Source organism: Methylomonas koyamae (assembly GCF_001644025.1).
In the GTDB taxonomy this organism is placed as follows: Bacteria; Pseudomonadota; Gammaproteobacteria; order Methylococcales; family Methylomonadaceae; genus Methylomonas; species Methylomonas koyamae_A.
Window position 1 is genome coordinate 1 of record NZ_LUUK01000023.1, and the last position, 15512, is coordinate 15512.

A 15512-nucleotide genomic window follows, 5' to 3' on the forward strand; every position below is an offset into this window, starting at 1 on the left:
GGATGCATCGCGTTTTTGGATGGCTATGGATAGCCCTTCCAAAAACCCCGTTCAAACCCGCAGGAGCGCAGGATACAAGCGGCAGGATAGCCGATTTGCATGCGATAGCACCCGCAGGGCGAGGCACAAGGATGTGCCGAGTGATTCAAGCGGCATGGGGTGGCCTTTTCTTTGGATACTTTCTTTTGGCCAAGCAAAAGAAAGTATCTCGGCTGTCGGGCCGAGACCCGACATTAAAACCAACTTCGCATTAGCGAAATACAAAATAAATTCGCTTTCAATCCGCGTGGGCACAAACACCGTGCCCACCCCAGTTGGCTCTGCTACATTCCATAGTTCTTCGAGCTGAATGACTCCGAAATAGGAGCACCATCATACGCGCACGAAACACCAACCTTCAGTCGTTTTCTATGATCATAGTACGTATGGAAATGTGTCTGTTTTCTGACCAACTCCAACTCAGAAACACCAATACTTAGTACTCCCAGAATTGGTACAGAATCAAACTCTTGGCTCTGGAGATGCGGGGCTGTTCTTTTGATATCGACTTGCACGTAGCTTATAAAATTACCCTCAGCTTCCAAAAGCATCTTACATTCTTCGTTTTCTACGATTATATTTCCGATTTTGTTGCTCTTGGCTCCTACTTCTTCCTCTGCTCTTGGAATAGGCATTCCCATATATTGAAACGGACGGTAAAAAGGCTTACTCATAAGAGGGAGATTGATTGAAATTGCTCTATCAATTGATGTACCAAGATTTTCTCTACTTGGCTCATTGCGGAGTGCCGTAGGGTTAAACACCACTCCCATGCTATTAACCAGCTTTTTGAATGAATCGTCGTATTCAGTTTCATTTTTAAAATCGGCATAGAGCTTTCCAACGAGAAATCCTGGAGGATCGCATTCCTCTAGCATTATAGGCAGGACTTTAATTGGCTTACCGCCTATTTGATAATTCATAGCCACATCAAGCTCATTAACCACCCAAGGTGCATCAATAGAGTTTGTAGATAAAATAACTGCAAAGAAATCTACTGAATCGATTCCTTCCCTTATCTTTTGAATAAGCGAATCACCAACTTTCATTTCAGCTTCGTCTAGCCAAAATCTAATGCTGTGACTTTCCAAATCTCTGGCAAGTTTTCTTACAAATGATTTATCGCGATGATTGTGGCTAAGAAAAACACTCAATTTCACATATCCCTCTCTTTATTACGCATAACGCAGAGCTAAGCCAACCGCTGGAGCGTAGCGGAAACGGGTCGGCTTGAGTGCCATGTTAGGCCGCGATTGATGGCTTTATCACGGCTCATGCCGTGACTATCTTTTCAGAACCTCACGTACTACCCAATATTCTTGGATGTCACCTCTTCGTCTGACCTGATTTAGCCCAGACCACTTGACATCAGTCACATCAACTGACTCTCCTGCCTGAAACATGGCACACGACCCATCAGAAACACCAAGTAACAATGCCTTGGTAAAGGCTTCATTGTCTTTAGATCTTGCGTAAGATAATAACTTTTCCAGCTTCGCTTGATCTCTACAACCTACGGCAGAATCGGCAATTTTTGATTCAAAGGCTATGACGTTTTGAAATACCAACCCCATAACAATGGCAAACAATAGTTTTCTCATGGTTTTCTCTATAAGGTTAAATTTGTGATTTTTGGAATTCGTTACAGCTTTCGTAACCGGAAGCAAAATTGGGCAATTCACTACTTGCTCGCAAACTATTAGTTGGGTCCACAGTTAAGACAAGGCTAACGCAAAACTAAGGGGCGGGCGCGATAGCGACCGTCCCACTTGAGCGCTGGGTTAGGTGGCATTCTTGCGTTTCCTTTCCGCCCGCACTTTTTTGACTTTTCCGCCCAGCTCACGCTGTTTAGGAACATATGTTTCAGCCCAGTCATTAATACGCTCTAATACTGAACCAAACACATCCCCAACCAACTGGCCTGACCGTTCCAGTTGCTCAGCTAATAGGCTCTTATCTACACCCTTCTTAAAGCGACGCGCGACGTATGTGGCAACCGCGCCGGATGCCAGAACTGTGAGAATCATTGACCCACGGTCAACTGCTGAAATTCCGATATAGGAAAGCTCAGGGGCATCTCTATACCAATATGGGAAATGATGTCGGCGCCAAAAGCGAAACTCGGGATCAAACTCTGATAACAGTTCGTCCTCAATAATCCGATCTATTGACGACAGAATTTCATCGAGATCGAAGCGAGTTAGAAAGTCATCGTACTCGATGATAATCAAATATTCTGGGTAATCTTCGTTTTGCATATCATCCTTATCGTCATCCTTATCGTCATCCTTATCGTCATCCTTATCGTCATCGAAGTCGTATTGGTCGTACTGCATAAGAATCACCTAACTAGTTATTAGATAGTTCTGTATATCACACGCTTCAGCATGATATACCAAGTCAAATCCATTCTAACAAACCGACCAAGCGCGCGACAGCCCCAACGCTCAAACCCCATTCAATCCCCCAAACCGCCTTATAATCCAGCCACAAAAATCCCGCCGGAGACCACCATGCTCAAACACGCCAACGCCTGGAAAGACCGCTTCCCGGAATTCGCCGGTTGCCGGGACGCGGTGGTGGAACAATTGATGGCGGCGGCGACGCTGGTGACGGTGCCGGCGGGACAGCAGGTGTTTTATCCGGGCAAGACTTGCGAGCATTATTTGTTGCTGCTGTCCGGCAGCGTCAAGGCGCAGATTTTGTCGGCCGACGGCCGCGAGGTGTTATTGTACCGGGTGTTGCCGGGCGACTCCTGCGTGCTGACCACCTCCTGCCTGCTCGGCGACAGCCAGTATCCGGCCGAGGGTTACAGCGAAACCGACGTCAGTGCCTTCGCAATTCCGGCCCACGTGTTCCACCGCTGCCTGCAGCAGTCGGCGTTCTTCCGCGAATTCGTGTTTCGCAATTTCTCGACGCGGCTGGCCGACGTGATCAAGCGGATGGCGGCGCTGAGTTTTGCCAGCATCGACCAGCGCTTGGCGCAAACCCTGTTGGCGGCCGACGGCCCCACGATCCACAAAACCCATCAGGAGTTGGCGCTGGAATTGGGCTCGGTGCGGGAAGTGGTGTCCCGGCATTTGAAGCGTTTCGAAAGCCTGGGTTGGTTGAATTTGCAGCGCGGCAGCATCGAAATCCTCGACGCCGCCGCGTTGCGGGGATTGCTGACCGGCGGCGACTAATCGTCGCGCTGTTGGCGTTGTTCGTTGCCCAGCAATTGGATGAAGATAAAACCCAGTATAAAACCCAAACCCGCCGCCAACATCAGCGGCAATGCGAACGGGATGTCGTGCGGATCGCGCAGATTCATATGCAAAATGCTCTCGGCAAAACCGAAGATCAAGTCTCTCATAGCCATTACCTACCGTTTTTAGTTATCGGAACGCCCGCGATACCGGCTGGCGGTGGCGGACGGTGCCAATGTAACGCTGGGGTTAATGGCGATCAGTGACTAAGTCACCGAGGCGGAATACAAATCTGGATTGGTACCCGCTATTTTTCCCCGGACGCCCGCCAGCCGCCCATCCAAAACGCCGCCGCCATCGCCGCGTAGCCTGCGACGAAGGGCCAGGTCGTAGCCGGGCCGTAGGCGTTGACGATGGCGCCGCCGGCGATCGCGTAGCCGTGCATCAGACCGGTGGCGCTGATCGCGGCGGCGGCCAGCGCCCAATAAGCGGCGGCGCGGTAGCGGGCTTCGATCAGGCACACCGTCAGCGCCGACCAAATCATCGACGTGAAAATAAAACCGCGTTCCAGCGCAATCAAGCCGCCGATCGGCAACTGTTGCGTCAACGCGGTCAAGCCGACCGTTTCGACGTTGGCGCCGGCGGCACGCAAGCCGCTTTCCAGCATCAACAGGCCCCAGCCCGCCAGGGCCGGGAAGAAACCGACCACGACGGCCGGGGCATGGTCGGCCGGCGTGGTCTGAAAGGCTTGGGCGGCGATGGTGATACCTATCCACAGCAAAATCGCCGCTCCGGCCTCGACCGGCACCAACGCCGCCACCCAGCCGACCAAACCCAACAGGCACAGCAGGGTGATGGCGACGCCGTTGGCCACCGAATAGCCGGCGCCGGCGCCCATCTTTTTCCAGCCGGGATGGCCGATGTAGATCGTGGTCGGAAATACGCTGCCGCAGCAGGCCGCCGCGATTGTGCCGACGCCGTTCATCGCCAGCGAACTGCGCACGCCGAAGCGGTCGCCGGCCGCCTCGGCGCTTTCCAGATTTTGCAGCGAGCCAATCAGGTTGAACAAGCCCATCGGCACGATGACCGGCAGAAATTGCAGCAAATAGTTCGAGAAAGTCGCTTCCAGCAAATCGCCGAGATACAACGCCGGCCATTGCGGATTCAGCGCGAACGCGGCGTTCAACGCGGCGGTATCCATCCGCCCCAAGCCCCAAGCCAACCCGGTGCCCAACACCACCGCGACCAGACCGGCCGGCACATCGTAGGGCAGGCGCAATCGGCCGATGTACTGCAGCAGAATCACCGCCAGCGGCAGCAAGCCGACCAAGGGCTGGGCGAATATCCGAAAGCAAAAATCCATGGCAATGAAGGTGATTGCAATGCCGGCCAGCGTCGCCAGCAGGGCCGCGCGCGGCGTGATGCGCTTAACCCAGCCGGCCAGAAAGGCGCCGGCCAGCTCAATGACGCCGGAACCCAGGCAGGCCGCCAAACCAACCCGCCAGGCCAATTCGGCGTCGTGGCTTTGCTCCAACACCGGCTTCATCACGAACAACACGTGAGCGAACAAGGACACGGTGTTGACGCCGTAGGGCAGCGCGGTCACTTGCGCTTGGCCGGTCGCCAACGCTAGCCGGCGCGCCTGCCAGGCGTAAAAGCCATTGCCGACCAGCAGACTGACCGCGACGCCGGGCAAAATCCGCCCAAACACCAGTTCGCCCGGCATTTGCAGCAGGTTGCCGCACAGCACCACGATCAGGATCAGTTGAATCAGGTTATCGACAAACAGGCCGAAAAAGCCGTCCAAATCGCCGGCCCGCCACCAGCGGAACGACGTGTGCGCATCGCTTGGCATCGTAAGTTCCGGCTTAACTTTGAAACGACAGCCGTTCGCCGTGTACGCCGCGCCAATCCAGCGAGAACGCCTCGACGGCCCGGTCGGTGGCCGGCGCGGCCAGCATGGCCCGGGCGATGTCCGGCGGCAACGTGACCGACGCGACGCCGAGCTTCAAGACCTGCAAGACCTGCTGGACGTTTTTGAAGCTGGCCACCAGCAATTTGCTCGGCAAATGGTAACGGTCGATCAGCGCTTGCAAGTCGCCTACCACGCCGAGGCCGTCCTGGCCCAGGTTGTCGATCCGGTTCAAATACGGCGCCAGATAGTCCGCACCGTTCAGCGCCGCCAACCAGCCTTGCTGCACGTGGTAAATCGCGGTCGCCAATACCGGAATGTCGTGCTGCCGCTTGATTTGCTTGATCGCGGCCAGACCGGGCGCATGCGCCGGTATCTTGACGACGATGTCGTAGGGCAATGCCGCCAGTTCGAGCGCTTCCGCGACCATGGCTTCGGTCGTCACCGCGACGACTTGTACGTGTACCCGAAGCTGTCCGCGGAAAATATCGGCCAGGGCCGGCAGCCATTGCTGCAAGCCTTGACCGCTACTGGCCAGAATAGTCGGATTGGTCGTGACACCAGCCAGCGGCAAGCTGGCGGAGAGAGCGTGAATCGCGCCCAGATCGGCGCTGTCTAAATAAAGTTCGAACATAATCGCAATCCGTGACAGTCAAAACAGCTTGCGATTATTGAGAATGCCGGCCGGGAAAGCAAATCGGCGGCAATCCCGCGATCACCCCGCGCGGCGGCGGACCAGCAACAACGGCAGGCCGGCGGCGAACAACCAGGCCGCGGCCGGCAACGGCACCGGTTCCAGATTGGCGGACAGGCTCAAACTGTCGATGGCGATCGTGGCGTAGCCCGGAATGTCGTACCAGTCGTAAACCGGGGTTTCGACTTGCATCCGTTCGTAAACGTCTTGAAGCGGGCAACCGTCTTCCTGGCAATTCGGATCGCTGTATTCGGTGCCAATGTATACCGACACCCATTCGGTGGTGTAGCCGACGATTTGCTCGTAAGCCTCGACCTGGGTCACGGCCAGTATCGACGCGGTGAACTGATTGGCCGGCGCGCCCCCGACACCGAAACCGTGGTTCCCGAATAGGTCGTCGACCGATCGCACGTCGCCGGACAGATTGAGATAAGCCGACGAATAAGCGTTGCCCTGAAACGAATACCGGCCGGAGAACGCCACGTCGTAGCCGCTAATCCGGTAGCCAGCCTTAGGCGCGAAATTGAATTTCAGATCGATCGAACCGAGTCCGGCCACGCCGTTGTCGGTCAAACCGTGGGTATCGTCGTAGACCTGCATACGGTCGCCGAAATCCACTTTAAAACCGTTGGCGATCGGCATGATTGCCAGTTCGGCGGCGGGGATCGGCGTGACTTGCACGTTCCCGCTGGCGTTGGCGCCGTCGTCGGCGATCGAAAACAAAAATTCGTCGGTGTCGAAGCGCAGTTCGGCGGTCCCGACGTCCCAGACGGTTTGACTGGCCAGAGCCGTATTGGTCAGGCCGAATCCGGCCATCGCCGCCAATCCCAGCGATTTGATAAAGTTGCGTTGCATCGTCATTCCTCCCCAAAAAGATCATCGCGACCGCGACGGAATGCCCGGCCGACGGCGGCAAACGCCGCGATACCCTTAATCAACGAAAGGTAGTTTGCAAACTAAGCGGCAAAAGACGCCTTGCCACGATAGACCGATAGCGGATCGCTGTAAACCCGGTTTTTTCCTTTTCTTGCCCGATTGGCGATCCGGCAATCGGCGTTAGCGCGCCGCCGCCTGCTCGAAATCGACCCGGCTATGGCCGAGCACGGTGCCGGTCGCGAAAGCCAAATCGACCAGCGCCACCTGATAATCGCCGACCGCCCTGACCTCGCGCAATTGCGCCTCACCCAGCCGGGTCAAGGTTTCCAGCACTTCGGTCATCGTCCGCAAGCCTTCCCGAAATTGCTTGAGTTCGGCGTCGTAATTCAGGCCGGCCAACAGCACGTTTTGCCGCGCGGCCAATATGCGCCGCCAGTTCTGGCCCAACACGTCCAGCGCATCGTAAATCTCCCGGCGCACGCTGAGTTCGCGCAATTGCTTGGTGGTCAAGCGTTGCAGACGCTCCTGCACCGCCTTGTCCAGCCGGGCGCGGCGCAATTCATTGGTCAACGGAATTTCCATCCGCAAGCCGACCGACCAGTCGGAATAACGCCCGCTTAGGGTTTGATCGAAGGCGCCGTTGATCGAACCGGTATCGCGCCCCAAGCCGGCATATTGATAATCCAGCATGAACATCGGCAAGGTCTGATTTTCCAGGTAATCGATTTTGGTGGCGTCGGCGGCCAGCTTCAATTCCAGTTCCAGCAACTCCAGCCGCCCGTCCAAGGCCCGCGCCGCCAATTGTTCCCGATCGAAGCCGAATTCCAACAAGGTCGGCTCGGTTTCCGGGATCAAGACCGTCGGCGAATCCAAATCGAGATTGGCATCGTTCAACAGCAGCTTGAGCTGGCGTTGCCGGGTTTTCAGCGTGGTTTCGGCGACGATCAAGGTTTCCAGCCGCTCGGCGACGCCGATCTCGGCGCGATTGATTTCGACCGCGGCGGTCAAACCTTCGCCGACCCGTTTTTTGACCATCGCCAGATTGCCGGCGGCATTTTCGTATTGCTGGCGGCGCACGTCCAACTCGCCCCAGGCGACGTAGAGACTCCAATACGCCCGCTCGACCGCCGCCAGCACCCGAATCGCCTGCAAGCGGGTTTTGACATCGACCGCCTGTTGTTCGTAGCGGGCGATGCGGATGCCGGCCACATTGTTGGCGATGCCGGCGTCGCGCAGCAGCGGCTGACTGATCGAAAAGCGCAGCGCGTTGCGGTATTGGTCGGAGGCCACGCCGCGATATTGTTTCTTAGCGTCGAACGGCGCGCTGATGGTGACCTTGGCGCCGGTCCGCAGCGGTATCACCACGCCGGCCTCCAGTTCCAAGCCTTCGGTGCGTTGGGCAATCGCGGTCAATTTATCGGTTTCGTTTTTCAGCGGCGAATCGGCGTCGCTGGGCGTAAAGGTCACGACATCCAAATTCTCGGCAGGCGTGTTCTTCTGGCCGTACTTGGCTTTGGCAAAGATCAAATCGTCGAATTTGGCTTGCTCCTCGCTGACCGCCAATTGCGCCAGCTTGGGGTCGATTTGAGCAATTTTCAAATCCAGATTGTTTTCCAGCGCCAAGCCGCGCACCGCCGCGATCGACAGGCGCCGGCTGGCGTCCGGCTCGGCGGCGGGCCGCTCCGGTCGGGGCTGCACGGATTTGGGCGGCGCTTTGGGCAAGTTGGTAATCAAGCGTTCCTTGAAGCGCGGCAAAGCCTGTTCGACGGTTTGCGGCGGCGCGGCGGACAGCGCCGGCAAGTTCAAGCCTTGATCCGTTTGCAGCCGCTCCTCGACGCGTTTGGCCAATTGGCGGTCCGGGGCGGTATCGAAATAGCCGGCGCAGCCGCCCAGCGCGAGCAGCAAGACTAAACCGCCTAGCGCCGGGCAGGCGTTTGGCAAGCCAAGGTAGTGAGTTCGCCGCCTGCTCATTTCAGCTTCTGCCTGACCAGATCGTTGATCGGCGCCTCGACGGTCAATTGCGGCGGAAACGCATTCAACTGGCGCCACAATTCGTAGGCCATCGTCACCCGATTCAACAAGATCCAACCCTTGACCCGCACGCCTTGGCGCAAAAAGCGCTCGCTGGGCCATTCGCGGTCGGCCGGGTCCGGTATCACCAGAACCCGGAATTTGCCCTTGCCGTCGTCGCTGGCGTCGACGAAGGCGACGCTGCCGCCGAAGGTACCGACCGCCACTTCCGGCCAACCGGCAAACTGCAAGGCCGGCCAGCCTTCGAATTGCAGGCGGGCGTGGCGGCCGGGCGTGATCAACGCCGCGTCGTTGCCATCCACCCACAATTCGACGGCCTTGACGTCGCGGTCCGGCACCAGCACCAACAGCGGATCGCCCTGGCGCACCAAGTCGCTCTGCGGATTGGCCAGCAGGCGCAACACACTGCCGTCGCGCGGCGCGGTAATCGATTGCGATTGTTGGCGGGACACATCGACTTCGGCCTTTAGCAAGCTGGCGCGGCCGTCCTCGAGTTCGCTCTGAGTCTTGTTGGCCGCCGCGCTGGCCGAATCGATGCGAGCCTGGGCGTCGGCGCGAATCCGGCCGATCTCGGCTTCGGCGGCGCGCTGCTCGGCCAGCGCGCCTTCCAGACTGGCTTGGGCGCTGTTCAGACCGCGCCCGGCCACGACGCCGTCGCGCTCGGCCAGTTCGAACTCGCGTTGCGACACCAAGCCGTCGCCGAGCAAACGTTGCAGACGCTCGCGCTGCAAACTGGCGGCGTCCAGCGTGGCGCGGGCCGAAGCGATCGCCTCGGCGGCGGCGCGGGCGCGTTGTTTGGCGACGTCGAGCCGATATTGCGCGGTCGCGACCTGCAAATCCCGAGTAGCTTGCAGATTGTCGAGCTGCAACCGGTAGGCGTTCAACTCGTCTTGCTTGGCGGCCAATTTGGCGGCGGCCGCGTCGCGTTGGCCGGCCAGGCGCTCCAACAACCTCGGATCGACATCGGCGATATCCAGCAACACTTCGCCGGCCTTGACTTTGTCCCCTTCCTTGACATGCCAGGCCACGATACGGCCGCCGACCGGCGCCTCGACGGTTTGCTGACGCTCCAGCGGCGCGAACGCCGACACTCGCCCGCTGGCGTGGATGTTTTGCTGCCAGGGCGTCACCAACAAGGCAGGCGGCGTCAGCACGAACACCCAGACGCATGCCCGCGCCCAACGCCCGACCGTCCTCGGCGTATGCGCGGCCGCCAGGGCCGACAAGCGGTTATGCCATTCGTCCATCGCCCTCTCCTCCCCACTCGATGACGCGCGCCAGACCGCTTGCCACCGCCGGCACGCCGGTCGTCACGATCAAAGTCCACGGCGCGTCGGCGGCGCACAAAGTCGCCAACACCGCGTCGCGCCAGTCCTGGCTCATGTCGTCAAGCAAGCCGTCCACGATCAAAATGCCGGGCCGACCGACCATCGCCCTGGCCAGCAGCACCAAATGGCCTTGCGCGGCCGACAGTGGCGCGCCGCCCACCGTCAACTCGGTGGCCAGCGCGTCGAGCGCCGCGTCGTAGCCGAAGCGCGTCCAACCCAAGCGCTCCAAGACCTGCCTGACCGCCTCGGCGTCGATATCCGACCGGCCTAGCCGCACGTTCTCGAACAAGGTGTCGGCCACCCACTCCGACCGACCCACCAGCGCGACCCGGTCCCGCAAATTTTCCAAGCGCAAGCGTCCCAATTCGACGCCGCCGATTTCAATCCGGCCGCTAGCCGCCGGCCTTAAGCCGCACAGCAGTTCGACCAAGGTGGTCTTGCCGGCGGCATGTCCGGCCAGCAGCGCGACTTTTTCGCCGGCACCGATCGCGAAGCTCAAGTCCTTGAAAACCGGCCGGCGCTGGCCGTAGGCAAAGCCGAGCCGGGTCACGTTCACCGCCAACGCGCCGGCCGCCGGCAAGGCCTCGCCATCGCCGCGCTCCAACGGCAAGTCCAGTAAATGACCGATTTTATCGGTCCCCGCCATCAGATCGTAAAACCCTTCCAGATGCTTGCCGAACTTGATCAACGAAATCAATGCCGAAGACACGATCAATTCGGCGGCCACCAATTGCCCCAAGGTCAAATGCCCGTCGATCACCAGATAACCGCCCAGCGCCAACAAGCCGGTGCTGGCGACGGCGTACAAGGCCAACGAACCGACGATTTGGCGCAGCAACACCCGAAAGTGACCGCGCTTGGCGTCCAGATAGCTCAGCGACAACTCGTCGGTCCGCTGGACCGCCCAGCGCGGCCCGCCGGAAAATTTGAAAATCTGCTGATTGGCGGCCACGGTTTCCAGCCAAGCCACCAACGCGTACTTGGTAATGGATTCCTGAACTGCGGTTTTCACGCCGCCCCGCCCCAATACAAACACGATCAAGCCGATCAGGAACAGCAATACCACATCGAAGGCCAGCAGGAACGGATGATAAAACGCCAGCATCAGCAAACCCACGCCGGTTTGCACCAGCGTGCTCAAGCCGTCCAGCAACAAGGCCGAACCGGCCTTTTGCAAGGTCAGCACGTCGAAAAAACGGTTCACCAATTCGGCGCCGTGGTGAGCGTCGCCGGTTTCGCGCCGCACTCGCGGCAAGCGGTGGGCCAGATCGCTGGCCAGGCGCACGAACACCCGGCGCTGAACGATTTCGACCAGATAGGCCTCGAGTACGTGAACCGCCCCGGCGAAAGTCAGAAAGAAAAACAGGATGACCGCCAACACCAGTAGAGGTTGGCCCATGCCGCCCATCGCCACGGTGTTGACCAGTGCCTGCACCGCGACCGGCGACGCCAGGGCCAGCAAGCCGGAGCCCAAGGCCAGCCCCAGCACCAGCCAAAGATCGGGTAAATCGGCGCGCAGCAACTCGACCAAACGCCGCCAAGGCGGCAGATGGCCGTGGCCGTCGGGACTCACCGCGTTGGCCAAGGGCGCCCTGGCTTGTATCAGCCACCACCCGGTCGAACGGTCGCCGCTCAAGCCCAGCAAGCCGGCGACCTCGGCCGGCTTGATCAAACGCTCTTCGACGGCGTCGCCGTGAATCAGCGCGACCCGCACCGAACCGGCCCGAAAGCCCGACAACACCAACCACCCCTCCCGCTCGGCCAGTTCGGCCAGCAACGGGGTTTGCGGCGCCGAGGTTTCGGCGGCGGCGTTCGGCGTGAGTACCGCCGGCTCGAGACGCAGACCCAAACGGTCGGCGAGTTCGGTCAAATTCGCCGGCGGGTCCGGAACCGGTCCGGTTTCCGGCAGCGCCAACAGTCGGCTCAAAAATGCTTGTAAGGTCCGCATCGTTTCACGAGTCCTGATGGATTGACGAATCGGCAGGTGCCGGCCCCATTAAAGTCGTTCGAACGCGCGCGCCGATCCCAAGACCGTATCCAGCAGGGCAACTCCCGCAGCCACGTTTCATGATGGCCGACGCGACATCACCGCCGTTACTGTCAAGTGAACATCAACAGCGTTGAGCCGAGTGCGCCGAACACCAAGGCCGAGCGCGCCAAGGCCGGCCAATACGCCCGCCCCGCCGAGTTTGCCCGCCAACGCACCGCCAAATCGCGCCGCCAGGCCAGTGCGGCCAGATACGCGGCCCGTGCGACCCGCCACGATCCGTAACCGATCGCGACGATGCCCAGCCAAAACACCGTGATTTCCGCTTGGCGCGGCGATAAGCCGAAGGCGGCCTCCAACCAATGCTCCAACAGCCACTCGACGATTTCTATCGCCACGTGCACGCCGTGGCCGATCAGCGGCAACAGCGTATCGCCGAAGCTCAACATCACCAGCGCGGCGACGAAGTAGGCCAAACGCCGGCCGCCATAACGGCGCTTCGCGGCCGCGTAGGCATTCGCCAAGACGCCGGTCGACCCTCTAACGATTTCGTTAATCATGCTGCCTCCCTAACGACTGTCGCGGCGCCGGCCAGCCGCCGCGAAATTAGCCGGTGTTGCGCATGCCGGCGGCGATCGCGTTGATCGTGCGCAACAGCGGATTCAGCCAAGGACTGTCGCCGGCGCCGGCATCGTCTTCTCGCACCTTGCGCAGCAGGCAGACCTGCAAGAAATTCAATGGCCCCAGATAAGCGTCGCGGCGGCGCAACGAGTCGGCCAAGCTAGGGTTATCGGCCAACAGCCTATCGATTTGCGCCACATCCAACACCCACTCCACGCAACGTTGATACTCGCCGGCGATCAAGCCGTACACGCGTTTGCCGGTTTCCGGGTCCACGCACAAGCCGGCGTATTCCCGCGCCAGTTCCATGTCCGACTTGCTCAAGGCCATCTGAGCGTTGCTGAGCAAATTGCGAAAAAACGGCCAGTCGCGGTACATCGTTCGCAATTGCTCCAGCCGCTCGCTTCGACCGGCGCACCAGGTCGATACGCTGAGGCCGACGCCGTACCAAGCCGGGAAGGTTTGCCGCGACTGGGCCCAGGCAAATACCCAGCCAATGGCCCGCACCGACTCTTTGGAGCGGTCCTGTTTCTTGCGGTGCGACGGCCGCGAGCCGATGTTCAAGCGGCCGATTTCGCCGACTGGCGTCGATTCGTAAAAATAGTCCAAAAAGCCCGGCGTGCGCTCGGTCAATTCCCGATAACTTTGTTCGCCTATCCTCGCCAACTCGTCCATCACCGCCAAATTTTCCGGGTTATCGGGGGCGACAGGTTGCACCAGACTGGCGCTGGCCTTCAACAAACCGGTCACGCCCATCGTCAGTTCGTAAATCGCGGTTTCCATGTTGTTATAGCGATAGAACAACACCTCGCCCTGCTCGGTAAACTTGATCTGACCGCGCACGCTGTCGGCGGGTTGCGCCAGAATCGCTTCGTGGGTCGGACCGCCGCCGCGGCCAACCGTGCCGCCGCGGCCGTGAAACAAGCGGCAGCGGATGCCGCGCCGATCGCAAATATCGACGATGCGGCGTTGCGCCCGGTACAAGCCCCACGCCGAAGCCAGGATGCCGCCGTCCTTGCACGAATCGGAATAGCCCAGCATGATTTCCTGACGGCGGCCGGAGGCCTTCAACAAGGTCAGATAAGTCGGCGAATCGAACAAATCGTTCAATACTTCCTCGATCCGGTTCAAGTCGTCTATCGTCTCGAACAGCGGGCTGACGCCGATATTGCAGTACCAATGACCTCGGATCCGACCAACCAAGCCGCACTGGGCGGCCAGTAACATCACCTCCAAAACGTGACTGGCGTGGTGGGTCATCGATATCACGTATTCGCCGAAGCAGTCCGGACCGATCTCGCGCCGGCTGCTAGCCATCACTTCGAACAAGGCCAGGGTTTCGCGGGTTGCCGACGGCAACGCGCCCGGATCGAACATCAAGCCGCCCGGCGCGGCAATCGCCTCGCCGAGCAATTGCAAGCGATCCCCCTCGTTCATCGCCCGATAATCGATGCCCAAGGCCGCGCCGAGAATATCGGCCACCGCCTCGCTATGCCGGGTCGATTCCTGGCGCACGTCCAGATGCATCAAATGAAAGCCGAAGGTATCGGCGAGGCGAGTCAGGTCGTGCAATTCCAGTTCGGCGATATTGGCGTCGCCGTGGTTGCGCAGCGAGCGGTCGATCAGGCGCAAATCGCGCAGGAATTCGGCCACGCTGGGATAGGCGTGACAATCGGCCGGTTCCGCGTCGCCGCGCAAGCGCCTGGCAATGCGTTCCAGGCCCTGCTCTATCCGGTATTTGACGATGGTCAATTTATGGCGGTACGGCTCTTGCAGATAAGGCCGCGCCAATTCGGCCACCGCCGGCCCCAATGCGGTGCGGTCGGCTTCCAGACTGGCACTGAATTCGCTCGTCAATTCGCACAAGCCGTAGGAATGCGACAACTGGCCGCGCAACGCATCGAGACGCCGCGCATACTCCATCAGAATCGCTTGCGCTTGCAGCCGTAGCGCTAACACCGTGGTTTCCGGGGTGACGTTGGGATTGCCGTCGCGATCACCGCCTATCCACGATCCGAACTTCAAGAAACTGGGAATCCGCGCGCCGGCGGCCGCTTTCTCGCCGTAGACATCGACCATCGATTCCTCGAAATTCCGGTAAACCTTGCTGGTCGCCTCGAACAGCGACAGCGGAAAATAAAACAGGCCGGTATCGATTTCGTCGACGACGCCGGGCTTGCGGCCGCGCACTTCATCGGTGCGCAACAGCAACTGAATCTGCGCCTGCAAGCGTTCCAATGCCGCCTTACGGCCCGGACCCTGCCGGCTGCCGTCGATCTGTTCGTGGGTCAAAAACAGATTGCGCAACGCGCCCTTGACGGTGCGGCGCTTGGCCTCGGTCGGATGGGCCGTCATCACCGGCAAGTACAGCAAATCAGCCAACAAGGTTTGGACTTGCTCGGCACCGATGCCGGATTCCTTGAAGGTACATAAGGTGTCGTGGAACGAGCCCGGCCAGAAATGCCCGGTCTGGCGCTGGCGGCGCTGGCCTAGCGAATGCGACTCCTCGGCGATGCTCAACAGGCTGAAATATTGGTTGAACACTCTGACCACCTGGCCGATTTCGTCGGCGTCCAAGCGCTCGACGACATCCTGCAGGGGCTTGCGCCGGGCCGGCGTGTTGTCGCGCATCAGCGCGGCGAAGCGTCGCTGCAATTGCGCGACGGATTCCTCCACATCGCGTTGGCCTTGGTGTTTCAACACTCTGGTCAACATCGAACTCAGCAAACGAATCGAGCGGCGCAGTTGTTTATCGTCGGTATGTTTAGTCACTTAAGTCTCCATCATGGTCAGCGGTTACCGCATCGAGCAGCAAAAAGCGGGCCGGCCACTTTGTCGA

General features: G+C 59.5%; 13 protein-coding genes. 1 reads left to right on the forward strand and 12 read right to left on the reverse strand.

The genetic code is table 11. The features are described 5' to 3' along the window. Positions 1-323 precede the first annotated feature (323 nt). From A1355_RS02155 to A1355_RS02165, 3 genes are all read right to left on the reverse strand, one after another. The gene (locus A1355_RS02155) at positions 324-1199 is read right to left on the reverse strand and encodes a toll/interleukin-1 receptor domain-containing protein (protein ID WP_064024531.1); all 876 of its coding nucleotides are present in this window, start codon (positions 1197-1199) and stop codon (positions 324-326) included. Between the two features lie 123 nt (positions 1200-1322). Next, positions 1323-1640: a hypothetical protein gene (locus A1355_RS02160; protein ID WP_064024533.1), complete on the reverse strand. Its 318-nt coding sequence runs from the start codon at positions 1638-1640 to the stop codon at positions 1323-1325. Positions 1641-1820: 180 nt separating this feature from the next. After that, complete coding sequence (locus A1355_RS02165; protein WP_064024535.1) at positions 1821-2375, reverse strand: hypothetical protein; 555 nt, start codon at positions 2373-2375, stop codon at positions 1821-1823. Positions 2376-2552: 177 nt separating this feature from the next. Here A1355_RS02165 and A1355_RS02170 point away from each other — a divergent pair, with 177 nt between their 5' ends. Further along, complete coding sequence (locus tag A1355_RS02170; RefSeq protein ID WP_064024537.1) at positions 2553-3221, forward strand: Crp/Fnr family transcriptional regulator; 669 nt, start codon at positions 2553-2555, stop codon at positions 3219-3221. Here A1355_RS02170 and A1355_RS25545 read toward each other — a convergent pair. The 9 genes from A1355_RS25545 to ppc form a co-directional block, all read right to left on the reverse strand. Then, positions 3218-3391, reverse strand: a complete 174-nt coding sequence (locus tag A1355_RS25545; RefSeq protein ID WP_168031754.1) for a hypothetical protein — start codon at positions 3389-3391, stop codon at positions 3218-3220. The genes A1355_RS02170 and A1355_RS25545 overlap by 4 nt on opposite strands. A 140-nt stretch (positions 3392-3531) precedes the next feature. After that, complete coding sequence (locus A1355_RS02175; protein ID WP_064024539.1) at positions 3532-5079, reverse strand: hypothetical protein; 1548 nt, start codon at positions 5077-5079, stop codon at positions 3532-3534. A 13-nt stretch (positions 5080-5092) separates the two neighbouring features. After that, positions 5093-5770: a transaldolase family protein gene (locus A1355_RS02180; RefSeq protein ID WP_064024541.1), complete on the reverse strand. Its 678-nt coding sequence runs from the start codon at positions 5768-5770 to the stop codon at positions 5093-5095. Positions 5771-5851: 81 nt separating this feature from the next. After that, positions 5852-6685 (reverse strand): VPLPA-CTERM sorting domain-containing protein, encoded by an 834-nt coding sequence (locus A1355_RS02185; RefSeq protein ID WP_064024543.1) that lies wholly within the window; start codon positions 6683-6685, stop codon positions 5852-5854. Positions 6686-6886: 201 nt separating this feature from the next. Continuing rightward, a complete protein-coding gene (locus A1355_RS02190) occupies positions 6887-8677 on the reverse strand; it encodes a TolC family protein (protein ID WP_082885305.1) in 1791 nt (596 codons plus the stop codon). Continuing rightward, positions 8674-9984 (reverse strand): HlyD family secretion protein, encoded by a 1311-nt coding sequence (locus tag A1355_RS02195; RefSeq protein WP_064024545.1) that lies wholly within the window; start codon positions 9982-9984, stop codon positions 8674-8676. The genes A1355_RS02190 and A1355_RS02195 overlap by 4 nt, the downstream gene beginning before the upstream one ends. After that, a complete protein-coding gene (locus A1355_RS02200) occupies positions 9968-12013 on the reverse strand; it encodes an ABC transporter ATP-binding protein (protein ID WP_082885306.1) in 2046 nt (681 codons plus the stop codon). The genes A1355_RS02195 and A1355_RS02200 overlap by 17 nt, the downstream gene beginning before the upstream one ends. Before the next feature lie 152 nt (positions 12014-12165). Then, a complete protein-coding gene (locus tag A1355_RS02205) occupies positions 12166-12612 on the reverse strand; it encodes a hypothetical protein (RefSeq protein ID WP_064024547.1) in 447 nt (148 codons plus the stop codon). Between the two features lie 46 nt (positions 12613-12658). Next, entirely contained in the window at positions 12659-15445 is a 2787-nt protein-coding gene (ppc, locus tag A1355_RS02210) for a phosphoenolpyruvate carboxylase (protein ID WP_064024549.1), read from the reverse strand. Positions 15446-15512: the final 67 nt, after the last annotated feature.

Bases quoted from the DNA above. Each gene is read 5' to 3' on its own strand.
- A1355_RS02160 (WP_064024533.1), bottom strand. From the start codon at position 1,640: ATGAGAAAACTATTGTTTGCCATTGTTATGGGGTTGGTATTTCAAAAC.
- A1355_RS02165 (WP_064024535.1), bottom strand. From the start codon at position 2,375: ATGCAGTACGACCAATACGACTTCGATGACGATAAGGATGACGATAAG.
- A1355_RS02170 (WP_064024537.1), top strand. From the start codon at position 2,553: ATGCTCAAACACGCCAACGCCTGGAAAGACCGCTTCCCGGAATTCGCC.
- A1355_RS25545 (WP_168031754.1), bottom strand. From the start codon at position 3,391: ATGAGAGACTTGATCTTCGGTTTTGCCGAGAGCATTTTGCATATGAAT.
- A1355_RS02175 (WP_064024539.1), bottom strand. From the start codon at position 5,079: ATGCCAAGCGATGCGCACACGTCGTTCCGCTGGTGGCGGGCCGGCGAT.
- A1355_RS02180 (WP_064024541.1), bottom strand. From the start codon at position 5,770: ATGTTCGAACTTTATTTAGACAGCGCCGATCTGGGCGCGATTCACGCT.
- A1355_RS02185 (WP_064024543.1), bottom strand. From the start codon at position 6,685: ATGCAACGCAACTTTATCAAATCGCTGGGATTGGCGGCGATGGCCGGA.
- A1355_RS02190 (WP_082885305.1), bottom strand. From the start codon at position 8,677: ATGAGCAGGCGGCGAACTCACTACCTTGGCTTGCCAAACGCCTGCCCG.
- A1355_RS02195 (WP_064024545.1), bottom strand. From the start codon at position 9,984: ATGGACGAATGGCATAACCGCTTGTCGGCCCTGGCGGCCGCGCATACG.
- A1355_RS02200 (WP_082885306.1), bottom strand. From the start codon at position 12,013: ATGCGGACCTTACAAGCATTTTTGAGCCGACTGTTGGCGCTGCCGGAA.
- A1355_RS02205 (WP_064024547.1), bottom strand. From the start codon at position 12,612: ATGATTAACGAAATCGTTAGAGGGTCGACCGGCGTCTTGGCGAATGCC.